Origin of the sequence: Thalassotalea euphylliae (assembly GCF_003390375.1) — a bacterium.
Lineage (GTDB): Bacteria > Pseudomonadota > Gammaproteobacteria > Enterobacterales > Alteromonadaceae > Thalassotalea_F > Thalassotalea_F euphylliae_A.
In genome coordinates, this window is record NZ_QUOT01000001.1 from 957,925 (window position 1) to 976,438 (window position 18,514).

Annotated in this window: 15 protein-coding genes; 5 read left to right on the forward strand and 10 right to left on the reverse strand. The window is 41.8% G+C overall.

Annotated features, from left to right (window positions below):
* Positions 1-19: 19 nt before the first annotated feature.
* Together DXX94_RS04260 and DXX94_RS04265 are read left to right on the forward strand one after the other, a co-directional pair.
* The gene (locus DXX94_RS04260; protein WP_116014069.1) at positions 20-1,297 is read left to right on the forward strand and encodes a YeaH/YhbH family protein; all 1,278 of its coding nucleotides are present in this window, start codon (positions 20-22) and stop codon (positions 1,295-1,297) included.
* Positions 1,298-1,351: 54 nt separating this feature from the next.
* Complete coding sequence (locus DXX94_RS04265; protein WP_116014071.1) at positions 1,352-2,863, forward strand: SpoVR family protein; 1,512 nt, start codon at positions 1,352-1,354, stop codon at positions 2,861-2,863.
* Positions 2,864-3,151: 288 nt separating this feature from the next.
* On the opposite strand, the gene DXX94_RS04270 is transcribed toward DXX94_RS04265, so the two are convergent.
* The 7 genes from DXX94_RS04270 to DXX94_RS04300 form a co-directional block, all read right to left on the reverse strand.
* Complete coding sequence (locus DXX94_RS04270) at positions 3,152-3,982, reverse strand: tetratricopeptide repeat protein (RefSeq protein ID WP_116014073.1); 831 nt, start codon at positions 3,980-3,982, stop codon at positions 3,152-3,154.
* Positions 3,983-4,068: 86 nt separating this feature from the next.
* Positions 4,069-4,896 (reverse strand): tetratricopeptide repeat protein, encoded by an 828-nt coding sequence (locus tag DXX94_RS04275; RefSeq protein WP_181901475.1) that lies wholly within the window; start codon positions 4,894-4,896, stop codon positions 4,069-4,071.
* 219 nt (positions 4,897-5,115) lie between these two features.
* The gene (gene fadR, locus DXX94_RS04280) at positions 5,116-5,826 is read right to left on the reverse strand and encodes a fatty acid metabolism transcriptional regulator FadR (RefSeq protein WP_116018287.1); all 711 of its coding nucleotides are present in this window, start codon (positions 5,824-5,826) and stop codon (positions 5,116-5,118) included.
* A 272-nt stretch (positions 5,827-6,098) separates the two neighbouring features.
* The gene (locus DXX94_RS04285) at positions 6,099-6,479 is read right to left on the reverse strand and encodes a hypothetical protein (RefSeq protein WP_116014076.1); all 381 of its coding nucleotides are present in this window, start codon (positions 6,477-6,479) and stop codon (positions 6,099-6,101) included.
* Positions 6,480-6,636: 157 nt separating this feature from the next.
* Positions 6,637-7,854, reverse strand: coding sequence for a sensor histidine kinase (locus tag DXX94_RS04290; RefSeq protein ID WP_181901476.1), 1,218 nt, complete (start codon positions 7,852-7,854; stop codon positions 6,637-6,639).
* A 27-nt stretch (positions 7,855-7,881) separates the two neighbouring features.
* Positions 7,882-8,577: a response regulator transcription factor gene (locus DXX94_RS04295; protein ID WP_116014079.1), complete on the reverse strand. Its 696-nt coding sequence runs from the start codon at positions 8,575-8,577 to the stop codon at positions 7,882-7,884.
* Positions 8,578-8,613: 36 nt separating this feature from the next.
* A complete protein-coding gene (locus DXX94_RS04300; RefSeq protein ID WP_116014081.1) occupies positions 8,614-9,879 on the reverse strand; it encodes a serine hydrolase domain-containing protein in 1,266 nt (421 codons plus the stop codon).
* 409 nt (positions 9,880-10,288) lie between these two features.
* Between DXX94_RS04300 and DXX94_RS04310 the strand changes: the two genes are divergently transcribed.
* From DXX94_RS04310 to dsbB, 3 genes are all read left to right on the forward strand, one after another.
* Complete coding sequence (locus DXX94_RS04310) at positions 10,289-11,962, forward strand: AMP-binding protein (RefSeq protein ID WP_116014084.1); 1,674 nt, start codon at positions 10,289-10,291, stop codon at positions 11,960-11,962.
* A gap of 427 nt (positions 11,963-12,389) precedes the next feature.
* Positions 12,390-13,976: a sodium/proton antiporter NhaB gene (gene nhaB, locus DXX94_RS04315; RefSeq protein ID WP_116014085.1), complete on the forward strand. Its 1,587-nt coding sequence runs from the start codon at positions 12,390-12,392 to the stop codon at positions 13,974-13,976.
* A 158-nt stretch (positions 13,977-14,134) separates the two neighbouring features.
* Complete coding sequence (gene dsbB / locus DXX94_RS04320; protein WP_116014087.1) at positions 14,135-14,653, forward strand: disulfide bond formation protein DsbB; 519 nt, start codon at positions 14,135-14,137, stop codon at positions 14,651-14,653.
* Positions 14,654-14,739: 86 nt separating this feature from the next.
* Here dsbB and DXX94_RS04325 read toward each other — a convergent pair whose 3' ends face one another.
* The 3 genes from DXX94_RS04325 to DXX94_RS04335 all read right to left on the reverse strand — a co-directional run bounded on the left by DXX94_RS04325 (position 14,740) and on the right by DXX94_RS04335 (position 17,953).
* Complete coding sequence (locus DXX94_RS04325; protein WP_116014089.1) at positions 14,740-16,152, reverse strand: SLC13 family permease; 1,413 nt, start codon at positions 16,150-16,152, stop codon at positions 14,740-14,742.
* Between the two features lies 1 nt (position 16,153).
* A complete protein-coding gene (gene nagZ, locus DXX94_RS04330) occupies positions 16,154-17,164 on the reverse strand; it encodes a beta-N-acetylhexosaminidase (protein ID WP_116018289.1) in 1,011 nt (336 codons plus the stop codon).
* Positions 17,165-17,332: 168 nt separating this feature from the next.
* Positions 17,333-17,953 carry a TetR/AcrR family transcriptional regulator gene (locus tag DXX94_RS04335; RefSeq protein WP_115999770.1) on the reverse strand — a complete coding sequence of 207 codons (621 nt, stop codon included), beginning with the start codon at positions 17,951-17,953 and terminating at the stop codon, positions 17,333-17,335.
* Between the last annotated feature and the right edge of the window lie 561 nt (positions 17,954-18,514).

Consider the following 18,514-nt stretch of genomic DNA (forward strand, 5'->3'; position numbering starts at 1 on the left):
GCCGTTAAGGAGTTGCAGTATGGCGAACTTTATTGACAGACGATTAAATAGTAAGAATAAAAGTACGGTTAACCGCCAACGTTTTATTCGCCGCTATAAAAGCCAGATCAAAAAGTCGGTTTCCGATGCCATTAACAAGCGCGGTGTCACTGACGTTGATAGTGGCGAAAGCATTACTATTCCTAAAAAAGACTTAAGCGAACCTATATTTCATCAAGGCAATGGTGGTATTCGCGACCGCGTTCACCCCGGCAATGATCAATTTACCCCCGGTGATCGCATTAATCGACCACCACAAGGTGCAGGCCAAGGATCAGGTAATGGCAACGCGAGTAATTCTGGCGAAGGGGAAGACGATTTTGTCTTTTCCATCTCCAAAGATGAATACCTCGATTTACTGTTCGAAGACTTAGCACTACCTAACCTTGAAAAAAATCAACTAGACAAGTTAGTCGAATATAAAACGGTGCGAAGTGGCTTCTGTGCTGAAGGAGTGCCAGCAAATATTGATATAGTTAAATCACTACAAGGGTCAATTGCTCGCCGAATCGCCATGACATCAAGTAAACGCCGCGAGCTCAAGGAATGCCAAGCAGCGCTTGCTAAGCTTGAGGCAGACCCACACGATCATATTCAAGAAGAAAAGACACTCAAGCAGCAAATAAACGAATTAAAAGAAAAAATCAGTAAAGTGCCTTTTATCGACACCTTTGATTTACGTTATCGCAACTATGCAAAACAAGCCATTCCAACATCAAAGGCGGTAATGTTCTGCTTAATGGATGTATCGGGTTCTATGGATCAAGCCACGAAAGACATTGCTAAACGGTTTTATATTTTGCTTTATCTCTTTTTAACGCGAACCTACAAAGAGATTGATGTTGTTTACATACGTCATCATACCCAAGCGAAAGAAGTGGACGAACAAGAATTTTTCTACTCACAGGAAACCGGTGGCACTATCGCATCAAGCGCACTTGAACTGATGACTGAAATTATTCAAGACAGGTACAGTGCAAACGATTGGAATATTTATGGTGCGCAAGCATCAGATGGCGATAACTGGGCCGACGATTCACCGCTGTGTAAACAGTTATTAATGAATAAAATTTTACCTAAATCTCGTTATTTTAGTTATATCGAAATCACGCAACGTGCTCATCAAACGTTATGGCACCAATATCAAGAAGTGGCTAGCCAGTGCAGTTATTTTGCCATGCGCCATATTAAGTCAGTTGAAGATATTTACCCCGTATTTAGAGAGCTGTTCAAAAAAGACGAAAAATCTGCCGCATAACCAAACTCAACGCAGTAATAGCGATAGAGCGAGATAAAGTGATTAAGGAGCGTTATGACCACACGCAAACCATTAGACGACAGCCCAGATTGGACATTTGAAAAGCTCGAACAATATCAAGCGGAAATTGCGCGCGTTGCCGAGCATTACCAACTCGACACTTACCCCAACCAAATTGAAGTAATTACTGCCGAGCAAATGATGGACGCTTACGCTAGCGTTGGTATGCCTATTGGCTACAACCATTGGACCTTTGGCAAAAAGTTTATCCAAACAGAGCGCACCTACAAGCGTGGTCAAATGGGTTTAGCTTATGAAATTGTCATCAACTCAGATCCCTGTATTTCCTATTTAATGGAAGAAAACACCATGACCATGCAGGCACTTGTTATGGCGCACGCTTGCTATGGGCATAACTCATTTTTCAAAGGGAATTACCTGTTTAAATCATGGACAGATGCAAGTTCAATTATTGACTACTTACTGTTTGCAAAAAATTACGTTGCCAAATGTGAGCATAAATATGGCATTGATGACGTTGAAGCAACATTGGATGCCTGCCATGCACTCATGAATCACGGCGTTGATCGCTACAAACGTCCACAAAAGATATCGTTAGATGAAGAATTAAAGCGCCAAGAAGAGCGGGAAGCTTACTTGCAATCACAAGTGAATGACTTGTGGCGCACCCTGCCAACTCAATCAGCAGAAAAACAAAAAAACAAAACCCGTTTTCCAAGTGAACCGCAGGAAAACATTTTGTATTTCATCGAGAAAAATGCCCCCTTGCTCCAGCCATGGCAACGAGAGATTGTCCGAATTGTTCGCAAAATATCTCAGTACTTTTACCCGCAAAAACAAACTCAAGTAATGAATGAAGGTTGGGCGTGTTTTTGGCACTACACCATACTGAATCATTTGTATGATGAGGGGTTACTAAGCGACAAATTTATGCTGGAATTCTTGCATAGTCACACCAATGTTGTTGCCCAACCAGAATACAATAGCCCCTATTACTCTGGCATTAACCCCTATGCATTAGGGTTTAATATGTTTATGGATATCCGCCGAATATGTGAAAAACCGACAACTGAGGACAAACGTTGGTTTCCTGATATAGCGGGTACTAACTGGCTTGAAACTGTGCATTTTGCTATGCAAAACTTTAAAGACGAAAGTTTTATTAGCCAGTTTCTTTCACCGAAAATCATCCGTGATTTCAAGCTATTCCACATTCATGACAACGACAAATTTAATTACATTGAAGTTGGCGCAATACACAACGATATGGGCTATCAGCAGATTCGTTCAACGCTATCTAACCAATACAATTTAAGTAATCTAGAAGCTAACATTCAGATTGTGGACGCCAATGTTAATGGCGATCGTTCACTGACGTTAAAGCATACGCCATACAACAAAGTACCACTTGGTGACTCAAAAGATGAGGTACTTAAGCATTTACACTACTTGTGGCAATTCAACGTCAAGCTGGTACAAGAAGATGAGTTTGGTGATGAAATAGCGCTAGCGAGTTGCCCACTAGCTCAAGAAGATGAAACATAAAGACAATACCTAAGAGACTAATACCAAAAAACACGCCTCACCAGGACATGCTAAATAAAGATCGTTTTACAATCGGCCATTGCCGCCGCCGTTACCTATTCGGCTATAGCTGACGAACAAAAAAGAGTAATCAGAAAGCCCTTCAACACCATCACTAGCAAAGTGACTCCAAACCTTTTAGTCACTGTTAACGCAAATGAGCAAATTAACGCTAATTCAAATTACCGCGCAAAATCGATGCATCGCAGCGCCATTAGACTGCGATGCGCTATTCTTCGTCGGTTAACATTAACCGCCGTTGACTTCTTTGCCAGTAAAGCCTTGTAAGAATAGGTTAGCAAAATCTGTTGAATCGGCGATATCTGCACGTTGCATACAAGTTAAGCGCTCAGCACAAGTCTTCCCTTTAAAGCGCGTTCCTGTCGCTTTAATCCCTTGCCTAAAGGTCATTAATTGTTTATTGAAGGTAGTCTGCAAAGGAGGTGATGTGATGGTAATAACTTCGATGTTATCGTCGTACCAAGCAAGCTCACCATCTTTTTTAGCCACTAAAGGTTTTTCGTTCATTTTGGCATAAAGCTTTGGAAAAGCCTTTTCTGGTGTTTCGTATTTAGCAGTAATAAATTTAATAACATTCGGAATTTGCTCATACTTGCGAGCGTATGATTTAGCGAAATGATCATCGGCAAGCGCAAGATCCTGTACGCCATATTTTTCATCTAAGAACATCATACCGAGTAAAAAGTCTGCACCGTCGTATTCATACTTAGCGGCTTTTTCAAGATAATCTTGAGCGTCATCAATATCTTGCAATTCCTTACTGGTCATAAAAATATAACCTGCTTTAAATTGCGCCGAGGTATAACCAGCACGAGCAGCCTTTTTAAAGTACTTTAACGCCATTTTTTCATTTTTAGGCGCACCATAGCCGTGGTGATAAAATTGCCCTAACGTTAACATTGCCAGCGAATGCCCTCGTTTAGCAGCCTTTTTGTATTGCTTGAAGTAATTTATACAAGAGTCTGTATTACATTCATCTATTTTTTCTGCAAATGCCGACGTTGAGCCAAGCATCATAACGGCGACCAGTGTGCCAATAAAGAGTGAGAGTTTTATCATTTTATGCCTATCCTTGATTAACAATTTAAAGTTCTATGTTCCTGCACGCTCATAAGTAAACATTTTAAAGAAAGTTTAGATGTTTACTATTGCGCATAAGCATTTCCGCTAAAACCATCTAAAAACAAGTGCCTAAAATCAGTTGCGTCAGCAATCTCTGCACGTTGCAAGCAGGTCAGGCGCTCGACACACGTTTTGCCTTTGAAGCGAGTACCTGTTGATTTAATGGCTTTGCGAAAAGTGACCAACTGTCGATTAAATGTTGTTTGCAAAGGCGGAGAAGTAATGGTGATAACCTCTACACCATCGTCATACCACGCCAATTCACCATTTTCATTCGTCACCAGCGGCTTTTGATTCAACAAACTGTATAGTTCAGGAAAGGCTTTGTCCGGCGACTCATATTTGGCATTAATAAACTTCACCACATTAGGTAGTTGCTCGTGTTTTCTCTGATAAGCATTGGCGAAATGATTATCAGCTTTAGTCAAATCTTGAACGCCATATTTTTCATCTAAGTACATCATACCTAAGAGGAAGTCGGCACCGTCATACTCGTATTTAGCTGCTTTTTCTAGGTAATCTTGAGCTTTATCTAAATCTTGCAGGTCCTTGCTAGTCATATAAATATAACCAGCTTTAAATTGTGCTGATGTATAACCAGCACGGGCAGCTTTTTTGAAAAACTTTAACGCCATTTTTTCGTTTTTAGGTGTGCCATAACCATGATGATAAAACTGACCTAACGTCAGCATCGCCAGTGAGTGTCCGCGCTTGGCGGCCTTTCTGTATTGTTCGAAGTAGTTGATACACGTATCGGTATTGCACTCGTCTATTTTCTCTGCAAGCGCACTACCACCGAGAAATTGCATAAGCACAAATGCTGCGCCAAAAATGGTGATTCTTTTAGTCATGTTCATTCCTTTACTAAATCAACAGAGTCCTTTAACAGCTTAGCTCATCGTTGATATTTTAGTCATTCCATTAAACTTTAGAGGTACTATACCCATAAATAAACACCGTTTATCACCATTAACCAACCACTTATCACAATGAAATATTTATTTACATTTGCCCATAAAAAAACGGGTAAAGGCTAAGCCTTTACCCGTTTTTTTATGGGCAAATGTATTTTATTCAGCGAGTTCTTTTAACACTTCATCTTTCAATTCAAGCCATAATTGGCCAGATTCAACACCGTATTTACGTACCGCAAATACTGATTCGTCAAATTTGCCAGCCTTAGCTAGATCGATTAAACGCTGGTAGTAGCCACGAGAAATTTCTCGACCTCTTGGGTGCTGGAAATATAAGCCACCCAAACGAGAATACAGCCCTCTAAAGCCATTTAAGATCAGTAAGTAAATAGAATTGCCCGACGCCATTACCAACTCTTTGTTAAGTCGATAATCGAAGTCAGCAAACTTTTCACCGTCATCTTCAACTTCTTTATAAGCTTCCAATAGCTCAATAGTTTTTTCAGGATTATTCTTAATCGCACCACGCACATAAATTGCGCTAATATTAGTGCGCGCTGACATTAAGTTATCAACTAGCTCTGGAACACCTTCGTGATCAAGCTGTGCTAAGGTTTCAAGAATGTTCAGGCTAGATGTTTCCCAGAAGTTATTTACTCTTGTTGGTTTACCGTGCTTAATCGTTAGCCAGCCATCGCGTGCCAATCGCTGTAGCACTTCTCGTAAAGTTGTACGAGTAACACCAATAAGTTCAGAAAGTTCGCGCTCAGCGGGTAAAATTGAGCCAGGAGGAAAGCCACCATTCCAGATAGATTCAACAATGTACTGCTCTGCAAAACCTGCTGGACTCTGTGCTTTTATTACCATTTTTTTCTTAGCCTCAATTGCCTGCATCTTTAATTCAGACTGATTGTACCAGAACATCCAACTTGTACAACCAGTTAAGTTATCAGCTAGTGTGTGGCGAATGCCGCTTAGAATGGCTATTTACGGTAGGTTGCAATTTTGACAGCCCAATTTTGATAGCGAGTATAAGTTGAATTAATCTCGTTAATATCAACCTAGCGTGATCTAACTTAGTATGGAGAAACTAACAACTTCGTTCCTATGCCAGCCAATACCCTACTCAATGCCATTCATTAAGTAGGAGCTTGTAGCAATTCACCTATTTTCATATGAATAAAGTAAACGGTTGTCGTTATGCCTGCGATAAAAAGCGACAAGTAAGCTGTGCCGGCAAATATTGGTGGTGAAAACAAACTACTTAGTCCTTCAACTGTGCTGACTATTCGCGCATTGCTTTCCGCTAAATAAATACTAGAAGAGAGCGTTGCCATTGAAGCTAATAGATAAAGTAGCGTTACCAACCATTTGGTCTTCCTTGTCAATAAACTCCTGCCAGCAAACGTTGCGACTATGGTTGAAAACGTAATGGTTAGCCAAACTTGAAACTGCGTTGAAATTGCATCCTCATTTAGCCTGATTAGTTGCACTGCATCATGCACCGTTAATGCTTCCATAATTTACCTATTAATGTGTTTAAACCCCTAGCTGCAGTGGTTGCCAATATCTACAGCCAACTTAAGTAGATAAGTCTTAGCATTCATGGAAGAGCTAACTACGTGCGTTAGCTTAACGACTAAAGGTAAATTGAAAGTAAACTGAGCTAAGCCAGAACTAAACCAGAGAGATAATTGCGCTGAATTTGTCTTGATTCGTTTGATAAAAAGCGACTAACGAGAAGCGTTTGGTAAGGCGTGAGACTAAGGCTAATCCAATCCCAAAATGCCGCTCTTGCAGCTGATATTCAGGCTGCTCTGCCGCTAAATTTGAAAAAACAAGTCGTTTGTTTTTAGCCTCTATATGCCAAATAACGTTTGTTCCCTCTGCTTTGCCATGATGGACTACATTATTAAACAGATTAAAAATAATGAGCTCTAATACCTCTTCTGGCATTGCAACGTCATAGTTGTTGTCTAATACCAGTTCAACAGAGATACCGTGAACTTTACATGCATCATCTAGCTGCATTAAGGCCTGCTTTATTGTCTTGGTGACATTCGTAGCACCACTGAATGACTGCTCTGACGTTAGCCATAATAAACCACTGCTAAGCCGATTCATTCGACTCATCGATTTCTCAAGTCTTTGTATAGCGCCAGTACCTGCCAAATCAGGATTAGATGCAGTTAAAAGCTCAACAGAATTTCTCATCACTTGCAAAGGTGTGCGAAGCTCATGAGCCATGCCTTGATTAAACAATTCTTGTTGCGACAATAGCTCTGCTTTTTGTTGCAATGCCTGCTGCAATTCCAACGCTATATGTTTGACGTCTTGTTCTTTAAGCTCTTCGATTAACTCATTTCCTTGTTGAGAAGAGTACTCTACATGAGTAAAGATATGGCTAAGTTGAGAAAAGGGTTTCAATGCGTAGCGTGCAGATACATTTGCCACCCAAAACGTTAACAGCACCGTTGGGATAAGCAGTACCAATAGAATAAGCAAAACATCGTTTAATGCTTTATCCACCACAGAAACATCAGTGGTATCGTATAACAGGGTACCTTGCGCCGTTGTCAAATAATGATAGTGGCGTTGCTCAACACTAAACTCACCAAATTCGCTGCTTTGATCAAATTCAAAATATCGCAACTGCTGAACCAAATTCGGTGCCAACTCTCCCAAGCTGTCGATTAGCTGAATATTATAGGGTAGCGCCTCACCCTCTTTAACCTTGGCATGGGCCAGCGCTAATCGGTCATTAAACAAGGCATCTTCAAATGAATAGGTGATCAACAGTGTCGCTGCTGTAAACAGCACAACAATGCTAAATGTAAGGCCGGAAATAATAGTGACTAGTCGACTAAATAAGGTTCTGGTGGGGGTCTTTTTCATCCACTTTTCTGTTGACATATAAGCTATCTACCCTATTGCGCTTTCGTCTATGTCAAATTTATACCCAACCCCGCGCACCGTGGTGATAAATTCTTGGCCAAACTCACTTTTAAATTGTTTTCGCATTTTATAAACATGTGCTCGCAGTGGATCACTGTCAGGAGTTTCTTCCCCCCACAAGGAGCGATGAATAGTAGACGTTTTTACCGCCGACGGATACTGCTCCATCAGCAACTTTACAAACTCAAAGCTAACCTGATGTAGCTGCGCGCAGTGCCCTGCCACTGACAACGTCATGTCATCAAGTGTTAGTGTCACGCCTGCTTTTTCGATAACAGATAGCTTTTGGGGCGCATGTGCCGCCTTTGCCAAACAAACAGTAATACGCGCCGATAATTCGGCAAAGGAAAAGGGCTTAGCTAAATAATCCCATGCCCCTGAGTCAAAACCCTTCAAGATGTCAGTTTCTTTTGAGCGCGCCGACATAATAATGACAGGTACCGCGGTTAAGTGTTCAGTTAGTAGTGAACGGCAAACATCTAAACCGTCCACATAAGGCAAATTTAAATCAAGCAGAATAAGGTCGTAATGATTGCTTTCAATCAGGTGTAGGGCTTGCCTTCCATTGTAAGCGAAATCGAGCTCGTACCCTTTAACCGATAGGTACTCAGCAATCCCCTGAGAAATATCAATATCATCTTCTATTACTAGTATTGCCGTCATCTAATGCCTATTTATTATTTTTAGTTTTTAACTGTTTTAACTTTTCTTTTTTGCATCAGCCAATGAGCCAATAAATGGATATACGTGCTCTATCATCCATTTTTCCATGCCAACCCAGCCGTCCTCAACCTGAAACATCACGACAACTTGCAATTCATTTATTGGGTCAACCCAGAATACCGTGCCGCCAAGCCCCGACCAAAAGAAGCTGCCTTGCGCTCGGCTGTCACCAGCCACCTCTTTTACACCAATACCGTAGCCAAAACCAGCACCATGGTATACGCGCGGCAAAAAGTGTTTGTCTAAGCCTTCAATGTGTGAGCTTACCATGCGAGAGACTAATTCTTCTGAGAGTATTCTCTGCCCTTCGAACACGCCGCCATTTGCCAACATGTCCGCGAAATTAGCAAAATCTTGCGCGGTTGATACTAGCCCCCCACCTGCTGAAATTAATCTTGGTTTAGTTAAGAATTCAGAATCTTGGGCCTTTTCAACAAACAAAATGTTGTCTTTGTTGAAGGTATAGGCCTTTTCAAAGGTACCAGCATCATACTCATACATGTCAACCAAACGACGATGATCTGCTTGTGGTACATAGAATCCCGTATCTATCATTTTTAAAGGCCTAAACAGGTTATGTTGGAAATATTCCTCGAGTGGCTGATTGGTGACCGCTTCAATGATGGCACCTTGAATATCGCTCGCGATACTGTATTCAAATTTACTGCCTGGTATGAACTTCAAATCGATTCCTGATAGGTCATTGACCAAGTCAGATAAGTCATTGCGCCTCGACAAGGGATTGGCGATAAGGTAGCGAAAATCCACCCAATTTTTAATACCGCCGCCATAGCCAAACCCCGCAGTATGGCTGAGTAATTGATGTACCGTGACTCTTTGGCGCTGGCCTTGATATTCAAATGGTTTAAATGCGGGTAGATAGTCTCGAATATCTGCCTCTAAGCTAACAAGTCCCTTATCAACTAGTTGCAATAGCGCTACTGCAGCTAATGGCTTAGACATAGAATAAATTCTAAAAATATCGTCTTTAGCAATGTTTCGATCATCATTGATGTTCACTTTGCCGTAGGCGCGATGTAAGACGAGTTTATCTTGATGCTCAATATGCAGCACAACCCCAGGTAGCTGATGCTCGGCTAAGAGAGCATTTAATTTCTGCTCAAAATCACCAACACCAGACATATTATTTTGATCTGCGTGCACAGAAGTCGTGCCTAACGAAAATACTGAGCATACCGCGCAGCCAACTAATAGTGCATTCTTTAACTTTTTCGACAACATAATTCATTAGTTTCCTATAGGTATTGTTTTATGTGGCCTAAGTTAACGGGTGCAATGTGAATTCAATGTAAATTGCTAGACGATATTGCGACTAGCTGGGAAAGTGAAAAAGCTAAAGCAGTGAAATTTATCTATCAGGTCTTTATCAAAACTATCAAGGTGCATTTGCTGTCAAAGCAATTATCGAAAAACAAAGTACCGAGACACAATGTGCAGAGAAATAAAGTACCGAGAAACAAAGCACTTAAAGACAAGGCATCAATTGATTGCTAACAAGATCAAGCAGCGCTAAGGAGCACTGTTAGATAAACCTAAACCATTGAATTTAAGTTTAAAAAGTTCTTGCCGTTTGCTTCATAGATAACTATTACTATATAGCGAGTAAAATTTATACAACAATGGAGTAGGCATGTCACAAGATAATTCTAACAATACCGCGCAAAGCACTGTTACTTCACCTATATCGATGCTTTATCATTGGGAAAGCGAGCATCCAGATATGCTTTATATGACCCAGCCAGTTAATGGCGAATACATCGAATTCACTTGGAAAGGAGCCATCACCGAAGCACGAAAAGTCGCTGCGGCACTACGCGCCAGTAACTACCCTAAAGGCAGCCGCATTGCTATTCTTTCTAAAAACTGTGCACATTGGATCATTGCTGATATAGGGATAGCAATGGCAGGTCATGTGTCGGTACCCATTTTTTCAACCGCAGGCAAAGACACAATACATTACGTATTAGAACATGCGGAATGCCAAATGATTTTTGTTGGCAAACTGGATGACCCTAAAGCATCAATTAGTTACCTTCCGGATAACGTCAAACAAGTTGCTTTTCCGTATGAAGGTGCAGATGTGCCAATTTCCTGGGAAGAGTTCACTAATGTTGACCCAATAGCTGACAGCCCAGTGCCTGATATGGATGATATTTTCAGTATTATTTACACCTCTGGCAGTACTGGGCAACCCAAAGGTGTTGTTCACACTTACCGAACCTTAAGCTGGGCAGCCAGTAACTCAATTCATGTGTTGGGTGTGAGTACCGAAGATCGCGTCATGAGCTACCTGCCACTAGCACACATCACCGAAAGAGCCTTGATACAGCTTTCTGGGTATTACTCAGGCATTAAGTTGTACTTCGTTGAATCACTCGATACTTTTACGCGCGATGTAAAGAATTGCGACCCAACGCTGTTTGTCTCAGTACCGCGCTTGTGGACAAAATTTCAAATGGGAATTTTGTCAAAAGTTCCACAGAAAAAGCTCAACTTTTTACTAGCCTTACCTATTATTGGCAAAAAAGTCGCGTCAAAAATAAGAAAACAATTGGGGTTAGACTCCGCAAGGCATTATGCCTCGGGCTCGGCACCTTTAGCACCAGCCACAATAGAGTGGTTTGGAAAAATCGGCATTGATATTTGTGAAGCATGGGGCATGACAGAAAACGCAGCCTATGGCACGAGTTGTATACCGTTTAGAAAAGAAAAAGTCGGCTCAATCGGCAAAGCCTATGACGGTGTAAACATGCGTATTGCCGAAGATGGTGAAATTCAATTGAAAGCCCCTTGCAACATGATTGGCTACTACAAGGACCAGGAAAAAACCTCTGACGTATTTACCAATGATGGCTACCTAAGAACTGGTGATAAAGGCGTTGTTGACAGTGATGGCTATTACCGCATCACAGGTCGATTAAAAGATATATTCAAAACCGCAAAAGGCAAATATGTCACACCAGCGCCAATTGAAGCCAAAATTATGGAAAACTCGAGTGTTGAGCAAGTGTGTGTAACTGGCACCAACTTAGCCCAACCAATTGGCTTACTTGTTTTATCTGAAGATGCAAAAAAAGAAAGCAAGGCGGATAACGAGGCAAGCTTGCTTGAGACCTTAAATAGCATCAATCAAACGCTAGAAAGCCATCAACGACTTGATCGCTTAGTGGTATTTAACGAAGAGTGGTCAATTGGCAACGACCTACTGACACCAACATTAAAAGTTAAAAGGCATTCGATAGAAGAGAAATTCGCCGATATTATCGCTCACGCCCACAGCGATAAAATTGTTTGGACAAATTAACTAGCAATTCGCGCCCGCAATAAACTCGTCGAATGACAATGTTCGACGAGTTTTCATAATAACGCTTTATTTGGCAAAGTCTTTAGCTAGACGGAAGCATGTCAAAATGAAATTGCGGCCTATAAACCAGAGTTCTAGAGTGTTTACTCACCAACTAACCATAAACAAACTTGCCTTTCTCACTCTCTATATCGACAACCAAGCTTTAGAGTATTTACTCGCCAGCTACTGAAAACACAAACAATCCAATAAATACATTGACTAGCAAGCAGTCATACGACAGATCAAGTAAACTGCAAAAAATTGTAGCCAGCCCTAATTATGTCTATTTTTATATGATATATTCTGCCAACTTTGTCGAAAAATGTATCGATATACCAGTTTTCTGGGCACGATACTTTAAAACTAAATTTCTAAAAGGTTAGTTATGCAGCAGTCAGTTATGAGTGCGTTTTTCAAAAACTTCCTCGGTAATTCGCCGGAGTGGTACAAATACGCCATTATTGCTTTCTTAGTTATTAATCCCATTTTATTTTTCTACGTTAGTCCTTATGTTGCCGGTTGGGCACTCGTTCTAGAGTTTATTTTCACCTTAGCAATGGCACTAAAGTGTTACCCCCTGCAACCTGGCGGCCTACTCGCTATCGAAGCAGTAGTTATTGGCATGACCTCGCCTGAGCAAGTACTCCACGAACTTATTGTCAATATTGAAGTTCTGCTGCTACTGATCTTTATGGTTGCGGGCATCTACTTTATGAAGAACCTGTTACTGTTTTTATTCACTAAAATCATTACGACAGTTCGCTCAAAAACGATGGTGTCTTTACTGTTTTGTTTTTCTAGCGCCTTCTTATCAGCTTTCTTAGATGCGTTAACGGTAATTGCGGTAATCATCAGTGTCGCGGTTGGCTTTTACTCGGTTTATCACAAAGTTGCCTCAGGTAAAGAAATTGCGCACGACCATGACCACACACATGATGGTGATGTGCATGACGTGTCACGCAACGACTTAGAAGACTTCCGTGCTTACTTACGTAACTTGCTAATGCACGCTGGTGTCGGTACCGCGCTAGGCGGTGTTTGTACCATCGTTGGTGAACCACAAAACCTAATTATTGGTCAACAAGCTAACTGGGAATTCGTTGAGTTCGCTATTCGTATGTCACCTGTGACTGCACCTGTATTTATTGCTGGTATGCTCACTTGTGTGTTACTGGAAAAAGTAAAATGGTTTGGTTACGGCGCTCATTTACCAGAGAGCGTACGTTCTATTTTGCAAGATTTCGACGCTGAAGAATCAAGAAAGCGTACGACTCGCGATAAAGTAAAACTAGTGATGCAAGGTATTGTAGGTATTTGGTTAATTATCGCATTAGCACTTCACCTTGCGGCCGTTGGCCTAATCGGCTTAAGCGTTATTATTTTCGCAACAGTATTTACTGGGGTAAACGAAGAGCATCAAATTGGTCATGCATTTGAAGAGGCATTGCCATTTACTGCACTACTGGCCGTATTTTTTGCCGTGGTTGCAGTAATTATTGACCAACAATTATTCACGCCAGTTATTGATTGGGTATTAACCTTTGAAGGTAATATGCAGCTAGTGATGTTCTACCTAGCAAATGGTTTCTTATCAATGGTTTCAGACAACGTATTTGTTGGCACGGTTTACATTACCGAAGTTAAGAAAGCCTTGTTAGCGGGTCACATTACTCGCGATCAATTCGACATGTTAGCAGTTGCCATCAACACGGGAACAAACTTACCAAGTGTTGCAACACCAAATGGCCAAGCTGCGTTCTTGTTCTTGTTAACTTCAGCTTTGGCACCGCTTATTCGCTTATCATACGGTCGTATGGTGGTCATGGCTCTGCCATACACCTTAGTGTTAACAACGGTTGGCCTAATTACCATTTCTAGCGGTTTCTTAGAGTCAAAAACACAAGACTTCTACGATGCTGGTATTATCCATCATCATAAAGCTTCTGAAGCGCAGGCCCCTAGCGGACACTAGTCGCAAAACTTATTAACAAAAAGCACCTTAACGGTGCTTTTTTTTCGCGCCCTGTTCGATACAATGCCCTCAATACAACACCTTCAATAAAATGCTGTGAAACCAATTAAATGAAATAATTTGACGATTGGTATTCGCTATAACTATAAGGAAACTACGTGAATTTTATTAGTAATCTCGCCACGAAAAAACAAGCTTGGGGATTGTTAGCCACCTCGGCGCTGGGTCTAGAATTCGCGGCCCTGTATTTTCAATATGTGATGGAGTTAGCGCCGTGCATTATGTGTATTTATCAGCGGGTGGCAATTTGGGCGATCTTTTTTGCTGGCGTTGTTGGCTACCTCGCCCCTAATCAATTGGTTGCTCGACTAGCTGGCTATGGACTGTGGGGAACAGGCGCAATATGGGGCCTAATCATCGCACTTGAACATGTCGAAATGCAAAGCGCAACCTTATCACTGTTTTTTACCTGTGACTTTACACCAAACTTCCCAAGCTGGGCGCCTTTGCATGAATGGTTACCAGCATTGTTCGAAGCAACAGGCGATTGTGGTGAAATTAGTTGGCAGTTTTTAGGCTATAGCATGCCGCAATGGATGGTTGTGGTTTACGGTGTTTATACTGCATTGCTTGCAGCTGTGCTAACCACGCGTATTGCCGTTGCCAAAAATCTTTAGTTCAAAGCAACAAGCTACTTTACAAAAAATTAGAGCGCCTTTCGGCGCTCTTTGCTAACTGCACTTCGATTTATACAAGTAACAATTTACACAAGCAGCCAGTAACAGACACCAGTGGTGACCGTTACGGTCAGCAAGCTCAATACAAAGCCTTCCCTTACCATATCTTTGATTTCCAACATATTCGTTCCATACGCAATGGCATTAGGCGCAGTCGCCACAGGTAACATAAATGCACAGCTTGCACAAATTGTTGCAGGGATCATAAAAATTCGTGGGTCTTCACCTACCGATAAAGCCGCCGCCGCTAATATTGGCAAGAGTAGCGTTGCAGTGGCTGTATTGCTGGTAATTTCGGTTAAATAAGTTACTACTAAACAAATTACCAACACCATAGCAATCAACGGAATAGTTGCTAATGAAGATAGCCATTCACCAATAAGAGTACTTAAGCCAGAGCTCACAAAACCTTTTGCAATCGCAATACCACCAGCAAATAGCAATAACATCCCCCAAGGGATTGTTTGTGCCGTTTGCCAATCAAGCAGCCTGCCCTTCTGACCTGTTTCTTGGTCTACTCGGCCATTTGGCACAATAAACATGATCACCACAGCAGCAAGCGCGACAGTGCTATCACCAATACCTTTTAACCCCAATAAGCCAGTCCAGCCGCCAAAAGGCTCTTGTCTAGTGATCCAAGCGAGCGCAGTTAAGCCAAACACCCAAAGTACACGTTTTTCTTCCGTACGCCACGGCGCTAGTTTAGGTAAATCGATATCTAACGAGGTATTCACATTTCTGGTCAGCCAGAGTGCCATTAAAGGCAGTGAAAGCACCACAACCGGCACACCAATTTTCATCCAGGCCAGAAAGCCCATTTCTTGGCCTACGTTTTCTTGGTAAACCCCCATGAAAATCACATTGGGCGGCGTACCTATCGGGGTTGCAACGCCACCTAAGCTTGCGGCATACGCAATACCAAGAATAAGCGCACAAGCCAGTACTTTATTGTCTAGTTTGCTGATAATCGCTAACGCAATTGGCAGCATAATTAACGTGGTTGCTGTATTTGAAATCCACATACTGAGCATTGCAGCTGACAGCATAAAAGCAAATACCAAGCGTTTGCCACTGCTTAGCCCAACCATATTAATCATGTAAATTGCTAAGCGCTCATGCACTTTGCTGCGCTCAAGCGCTTTTGACAGCATAAATGCCCCCATCAGCAGCAATATCACGTGACTACCTAATGCTGATGCAGCAGTTTTATGATCTATCACGCCAAATAGTGGCAGCAGTGCAAAAGGTACGAGCGATGTAACGGGAATAGGTAAGGCTTCACTCACCCACCAAATCACAGTTAACAGCGTAATGGCAGCTGCTGTGGCGGGTAATTGTGGTAAACCTGCGGCTAGCAACAACACATAACTGACAAGCGAGACCACAACACCCGTCAGCAAATAAAAATACTTGTTAGTTAATACAGCTCCTACGTTCATGTTATGAAATTCCTAACGCTGTTCGGCCTTGCTGCCACTCTTTAATTTGCGTTAACTGCTCATACTTAACAGGGCTTTTTGAGAGCATTCTTGCCAACCTTGGCTGGCTGGCTTGTTGTACTTGAATATTAGCCTTGTCGATGACCTCAACTGCTGCGGCTCGATCATTACAAACTAACAACATATCACAACCAGCAGCTTGGGCGGCTTCAGTGCGTTCGACAAAGCCACCAATTGAACCAGCACCAGCCATTGACAAATCATCACTAAAAATAACACCGTCAAAATTTAACTGGGCTCTTAATACTTGTTGTAGCCAGAATGACGAGAAACCAACAGATTTATCGTCAAATGCTGGGTAAATCACATGTGCCGGCATCACAGCATCAACTTTTTTCGCATTGATAAGTTGACGAAAAGGTTCCATATCAATACCTAAGATCTCAGCACGATCACGATTATCTATCGGCAGTGCAAAATGAGAGTCTTCTTTAACACTGCCATGCCCAGGAAAATGTTTGGCGGTGCACTTCATACCTACCGAATGCATGCCATTAATAAAGGCGTCGGCAAGTTGATAAACTGCATCAGGCTGTGAATGAAAAGCTCGATCACCAATCACGTCGCTAACGTCATTGATATCCAGCACAGGAGCAAAACTGATATCAACGCCAACCGACATCACTTCCAATGCAACTAGCTGCCCACAAGCATTGGCCAGCGTTGACGCCTGCTCAAGGGAGTGGCCAGCTTGTTGCCAAAGTTTTCCCATGGCTGGAATGGTGGAAAATCCATCGCGAAAACGTTGTACTCGCCCGCCCTCTTGGTCAACAGCGATTAAAATATCATGTTGCGCTGCGTGGCGAATATCGCGGGTCAATTCCGAAACTTGGGCGGGAGACTCGTAGTTACGGCTAAATAAAATAAGCCCACCAACGAGCGGATGAGTCAAAATTTCCTTATCTTCGTCAGTGAGTGATGTCCCTTCGACATCGAGCATGATGGGTCCAATCATATCCTTGGTGCTCTTAAGGCATTAAAAAAGCGATATTTAATCATATTAAATATCGCTTGGATAATAAAAGGGTTATGCCGGGTTTATTGCAGCCTTCTCGTCAACAAACAATCGACAACCAATAATCGAAAACCAATAATCAACACTCAGTAGTCGATAGTGAATCTAACGAACCGGAGCTGCCACGCCTGAAGCAACATAAGGAATAACTTGTTGAATCAAATCCTCAACGCCTAAGTTTTTACTAAAATCATTTTTCGCAATATCAAGCAAGGCATCGCTAGAAGACATAGTAAATACGATAGTGCCCATGGTGAAGTGCAAACGCCAGAACATTTGTTCTGCGGTCAAGTCTGGGTAGGCTCGTTGCACCGCTTGAACAAAACGTTCAATCACATTGGGGTACTGGGTGGTTAAAAACCAACGTAAAAAGCCTTGGCTATCGGTGTAGCCACGCCCCAATAACTGCAAGAAAATGCTTGTGCCGTTTTCTCTTAATTCGTTTAACGACAGTAAGGGCTGAACAAATGCAGAAAACACTTGGTGCAATGTTGGCGCTTCTTGGTCGTAAACATCAACCAGCGCTTTCTCTAGCTTCGGGGCCAGCTCATTCATATATCTTGAAATTACTGCTTTAATAAGCTCTTTTTTCGAACCAAAATGATAATTTACCGCAGCTAAATTAACTTCAGCTTGGCTAGTAATTTCTCTTAGCGATGTTCCGTTAAAGCCTTTTATGGCAAAAAGTTCTTCCGCCGCATCTAATATTTTATTTTTTGTACTCATACCCTGCGCGCCTACTGCTTAGACAAATGCCGTTTAAACGTACAGTTAAAACGTGCGTTTAAAATAGCGTACCTAAGACGCTGCCGTCAATTAATATAGCGAAAACAAAAGAACTGAAACAAACTAGAAGTAATTAATTGAAGAGATTAAATAGCGCGGGCGTAAGAATGGGTCAATCGTTCTACGAAAAACTTAATACTTTTTTAAATATCGACGGAACTTTTCAAGCGTGTTCACCTCAAACAGTATACACATGACTTCTCCCTGGCTCAGCGACCTGATCTGTCAATCGGCACTGAGCCATTTTTTTATTCTAAAATCGCCCTTAGCGTTCCCCAAAAATGTATCAAACTGGCGACCAACTATTACACATTTAAACAAATCACCAACAGTAAAAAACACAAGATATGGCTAATATATCACCATCTTTTCAAGGTGAAGCTTGTTAAGTGACTTTGTTATACTCTCCTTCTTTTGGCCCAGCACCTATCGCTGGGCTTTTTTTTGCACTAATGTTTTTGTTCACTATTTCAAGCAAAATTTCAGTTCGCTTTTTAGCCA

Coding starts and splice junctions, on each gene's coding strand:
- DXX94_RS04310 (WP_116014084.1), top strand. CDS start 10,289: ATGTCACAAGATAATTCTAACAATACCGCGCAAAGCACTGTTACTTCA.
- nhaB (WP_116014085.1), top strand. CDS start 12,390: ATGCAGCAGTCAGTTATGAGTGCGTTTTTCAAAAACTTCCTCGGTAAT.
- DXX94_RS04325 (WP_116014089.1), bottom strand. CDS start 16,152: ATGAACGTAGGAGCTGTATTAACTAACAAGTATTTTTATTTGCTGACG.
- DXX94_RS04300 (WP_116014081.1), bottom strand. CDS start 9,879: ATGTTGTCGAAAAAGTTAAAGAATGCACTATTAGTTGGCTGCGCGGTA.
- DXX94_RS04290 (WP_181901476.1), bottom strand. CDS start 7,854: ATGAAAAAGACCCCCACCAGAACCTTATTTAGTCGACTAGTCACTATT.
- DXX94_RS04275 (WP_181901475.1), bottom strand. CDS start 4,896: ATGACTAAAAGAATCACCATTTTTGGCGCAGCATTTGTGCTTATGCAA.
- DXX94_RS04285 (WP_116014076.1), bottom strand. CDS start 6,479: ATGGAAGCATTAACGGTGCATGATGCAGTGCAACTAATCAGGCTAAAT.
- DXX94_RS04260 (WP_116014069.1), top strand. CDS start 20: ATGGCGAACTTTATTGACAGACGATTAAATAGTAAGAATAAAAGTACG.
- DXX94_RS04265 (WP_116014071.1), top strand. CDS start 1,352: ATGACCACACGCAAACCATTAGACGACAGCCCAGATTGGACATTTGAA.
- DXX94_RS04335 (WP_115999770.1), bottom strand. CDS start 17,953: ATGAGTACAAAAAATAAAATATTAGATGCGGCGGAAGAACTTTTTGCC.
- DXX94_RS04295 (WP_116014079.1), bottom strand. CDS start 8,577: ATGACGGCAATACTAGTAATAGAAGATGATATTGATATTTCTCAGGGG.
- DXX94_RS04270 (WP_116014073.1), bottom strand. CDS start 3,982: ATGATAAAACTCTCACTCTTTATTGGCACACTGGTCGCCGTTATGATG.
- fadR (WP_116018287.1), bottom strand. CDS start 5,826: ATGGTAATAAAAGCACAGAGTCCAGCAGGTTTTGCAGAGCAGTACATT.